The 3,259-nt window shown below is 53.3% G+C and carries 3 protein-coding genes and 4 tRNA genes; 2 read left to right on the forward strand and 5 right to left on the reverse strand.

Annotation, left to right across the window (positions count from 1 at the left end; all coding sequences use genetic code 11):
- Window positions 1-59 precede the first annotated feature (59 nt).
- From ABLV08_RS03450 to ABLV08_RS03460, 3 genes are all read right to left on the reverse strand, one after another.
- A tRNA-Val gene (locus ABLV08_RS03450) sits at window positions 60-135 on the reverse strand.
- A gap of 46 nt (window positions 136-181) precedes the next feature.
- Window positions 182-257, reverse strand: a tRNA-Val gene (locus ABLV08_RS03455).
- Window positions 258-303: 46 nt separating this feature from the next.
- Window positions 304-379 (reverse strand) — tRNA-Val (locus ABLV08_RS03460).
- 258 nt (window positions 380-637) lie between these two features.
- On the opposite strand from ABLV08_RS03460, the gene gltX reads away from it, so the two are divergent.
- Window positions 638-2,056, forward strand: a complete 1,419-nt coding sequence (gene gltX / locus ABLV08_RS03465) for a glutamate--tRNA ligase (RefSeq protein WP_020078209.1) — start codon at window positions 638-640, stop codon at window positions 2,054-2,056.
- Between the two features lie 55 nt (window positions 2,057-2,111).
- Here the strand turns inward: gltX and ABLV08_RS03470 are convergent, their stop codons facing one another.
- Both ABLV08_RS03470 and ABLV08_RS03475 read right to left on the reverse strand, forming a co-directional pair.
- Window positions 2,112-2,507, reverse strand: a complete 396-nt coding sequence (locus ABLV08_RS03470; RefSeq protein WP_045362664.1) for a YfeC-like transcriptional regulator — start codon at window positions 2,505-2,507, stop codon at window positions 2,112-2,114.
- 7 nt (window positions 2,508-2,514) lie between these two features.
- The gene (locus ABLV08_RS03475; RefSeq protein ID WP_013878158.1) at window positions 2,515-2,868 is read right to left on the reverse strand and encodes a YfeC-like transcriptional regulator; all 354 of its coding nucleotides are present in this window, start codon (window positions 2,866-2,868) and stop codon (window positions 2,515-2,517) included.
- Between the two features lie 219 nt (window positions 2,869-3,087).
- Here ABLV08_RS03475 and ABLV08_RS03480 point away from each other — a divergent pair.
- A tRNA-Ala gene (locus ABLV08_RS03480) sits at window positions 3,088-3,163 on the forward strand.
- The last annotated feature ends 96 nt before the right edge of the window (window positions 3,164-3,259 follow it).

A 3,259-nucleotide genomic window follows, 5' to 3' on the forward strand; every position in this document is an offset into this window, starting at 1 on the left:
AACCTGCGACCAATTGATTAAAAGTCAACTGCTCTACCAACTGAGCTAACGACCCGAAGTGGTGGGTGATGACGGGATCGAACCGCCGACCCCCTCCTTGTAAGGGAGGTGCTCTCCCAGCTGAGCTAATCACCCACTTCGGTACTTCACATTTTGACAGAAAATCCAGCTGGCGAGAAAGTGGTGGGTGATGACGGGATCGAACCGCCGACCCCCTCCTTGTAAGGGAGGTGCTCTCCCAGCTGAGCTAATCACCCACTTCGGTACTTCACATTTTGACAGAAAATCCAGCTGGCGAGAAAGTGGTGGGTGATGACGGGATCGAACCGCCGACCCCCTCCTTGTAAGGGAGGTGCTCTCCCAGCTGAGCTAATCACCCCCGCTGTGTGGAGTCGCATTATAGGGAGAGTTGAATTTGAGTCAACGCCTTTTCTAAATAATTTGTTTGTTCGTCGTAAAATTAAACAAAGCGATCGCAAAATCAGCTTCGGCGTATGATTTATAAACAAAAATGGTAAAGCGTGATGTTGAGGCGGGATCTACATTGAGGAATCAGCCCGTGGTGTTAGAATATTCCCCTATCAATTCCAAGAACACTGCCGACTATCGGCATCTTTATTAAACGTAAGGCCATTTCATGAAAATCAAAACTCGCTTCGCGCCAAGCCCAACAGGCTATCTGCACGTTGGCGGTGCGCGTACTGCTCTCTATTCCTGGCTTTTTGCACGTAACCACGGCGGTGAGTTTGTGCTGCGTATTGAAGACACCGATCTCGAACGCTCCACCCCGGAAGCAATTGAAGCCATCATGGATGGGATGAACTGGCTGAATCTGGAGTGGGATGAAGGTCCGTACTTCCAGACTAAACGTTTCGATCGCTATAACGCGGTTATTGATGAAATGCTGGAAGCAGGTACAGCTTATAAATGCTACTGCTCGAAAGAACGTCTGGACGCGCTGCGCGAAGAACAGATGGCGAACGGTGAAAAGCCGCGCTACGACGGCCGCTGCCGCCATGATCATCAGCATCACGCCGCCGATGAGCCTTGCGTCGTGCGTTTTGCCAACCCGCAGGAAGGTTCGGTTATCTTTGACGACCAGATCCGCGGGCCGATCGAATTCAGCAACCAGGAGCTGGACGATCTGATCATTCGCCGCACCGACGGCTCCCCGACCTATAACTTCTGCGTCGTAGTTGATGACTGGGATATGGCGATCACCCACGTGATCCGCGGTGAAGACCACATCAACAATACCCCGCGCCAGATCAACATCCTGAAAGCGCTGAATGCGCCGGTGCCGGTTTATGCGCACGTATCGATGATCAACGGCGATGACGGTAAAAAACTTTCCAAGCGCCACGGTGCGGTGAGCGTGATGCAGTACCGCGACGACGGCTACCTGCCGGAAGCGTTGCTGAACTATCTGGTGCGTCTGGGCTGGTCCCATGGCGATCAGGAGATCTTCACCCGCGAAGAGATGATCGAGTTCTTCTCGCTGGGCGCGGTCAGCAAGTCCGCCAGTGCGTTCAACACCGATAAACTGCTGTGGTTAAACCATCACTACATCAACACGCTGCCGGCAGAATATGTCGCGACGCATCTGCAGTGGCACATTGAGCAGGAAAATATCGATACCCGTAACGGCCCGCAGTTGTCCGAACTGGTTAAACTGCTGGGCGAGCGTTGCAAAACGCTGAAAGAGATTGCTCAGAGCTGCCGTTACTTCTATGAAGAGTTCGCCGAGTTCGACGCCGATGCAGCGAAGAAACACCTGCGCCCGGTGGCGCGTCAGCCGCTGGAAGTGGTTCGCGATAAGCTGGCGGCCATTAGCGACTGGACGGCGGAAAATGTCCACCATGCGATTCAGGCGACTGCCGATGAGCTGGAAGTGGGCATGGGTAAAGTGGGCATGCCGCTGCGCGTGGCCGTAACCGGCGCGGGTCAGTCTCCGGCATTGGATGTCACCGTTCATGCCATCGGTAAATCCCGTAGCGTTGAACGTATCAATAAAGCGCTGGCGTTTATCGCCGAACGCGAAAGCCAGCAGTCCTGAGGCCGAGCGTAAGCTAAAGCAAGCGGCAGGTTAATCCTGCCGTTTTTTTTCGCCGCTATTTTGTCGCAGTGTTAATACCTAACCGCGCCAGGAAGCCACTAATGCCATCGCGAGCAAGAAGATCGCGCAGGTGAGTTTGTTCTGCGGCGGTCATCAGCTGCAGCGTATCGGTGATTTGCCGCCATACCGCATCCGCTTCATTAATAAAGTAGCCGCTGGGCTGTTCGGCGAGCTGATACTCTTCATTCAGATGACGAAATGCCGGAATATTGGTCAGAAAATCAATCACTGGCCGGTCGATGACAATTAAACGCGCACGCCCGCCTTTGACGCCGGGAATCGCCTCGGTTCGCCACTTTTGTTCCCGCGCCCAGCGGTTGACCGTTTGTCTGGCCAGACCCAGAACTTCGGCAAGCTCTGCAGGCGTCATTTTTTCTTTCAGTTTCATCATTCGTTTTTTACTGGCCGCGTATTCCAAGACGGTTTAACAACCCGGTTATGCCTTCACGCAGCAGCAGCGACATTAGCTGCTTCTGTTCGCGATGAGTCATCTCTTTACAGAGCGTAAGCAATAATGGCTCGAGATCGGTCTCGGCGACCGAATAGGGCGAGGGCGTTTCCGCTACGCGCTGGGCATTGCGGATAAACTCTCGTACCTGCTCGTTAACGTGTACGAGACGCGCTTTGCCTCCCTGCACGCCAGGCCGCGGAGAAGTTTGCCACCCCTCTTTACGGACCCATTTATTTATCGTCTGTCGGCTGAAGCCAGTTAGATGCGCAATTTCTTCCGGAGTCATTCGTTCCTTGAGCATACTATTTCCTGAGTAAATATGTGGGAATTAGTGCTTCATGTTATAGCATCCTTTTACAGGAAATAGTGACATGTTTAACGCCTGCCTGCGATAAGGCTCGCATTGTCAGCTATTTGCCTGCTTTTTCAGCGATTGAATCAGGAGGGGTAATTTTGCCGTTGACACCTGGCGAAGGAATTCATATTATGCCGCCCGTCAACACGACACGCTTTACGTTACGGGGCTATAGCTCAGCTGGGAGAGCGCTTGCATGGCATGCAAGAGGTCAGCGGTTCGATCCCGCTTAGCTCCACCAAATTCTGCACCCAGCGGATTTGGTTCGTAAAGAGGTCCTGTGGGGCTATAGCTCAGCTGGGAGAGCGCTTGCATGGCATGCAAGAGGTCAGCGGTT

The sequence above is a fragment of the Klebsiella sp. CN_Kp088 genome (assembly GCF_040064335.1).
In the GTDB taxonomy this organism is placed as follows: domain Bacteria; phylum Pseudomonadota; class Gammaproteobacteria; order Enterobacterales; family Enterobacteriaceae; genus Klebsiella; species Klebsiella aerogenes.

What these genes read in the sequence shown, in the direction of transcription:
- gltX (WP_020078209.1), top strand. Translation starts at nt 638, where the DNA reads ATGAAAATCAAAACTCGCTTCGCGCCAAGCCCAACAGGCTATCTGCAC.
- ABLV08_RS03475 (WP_013878158.1), bottom strand. Translation starts at nt 2,868, where the DNA reads ATGCTCAAGGAACGAATGACTCCGGAAGAAATTGCGCATCTAACTGGC.
- ABLV08_RS03470 (WP_045362664.1), bottom strand. Translation starts at nt 2,507, where the DNA reads ATGATGAAACTGAAAGAAAAAATGACGCCTGCAGAGCTTGCCGAAGTT.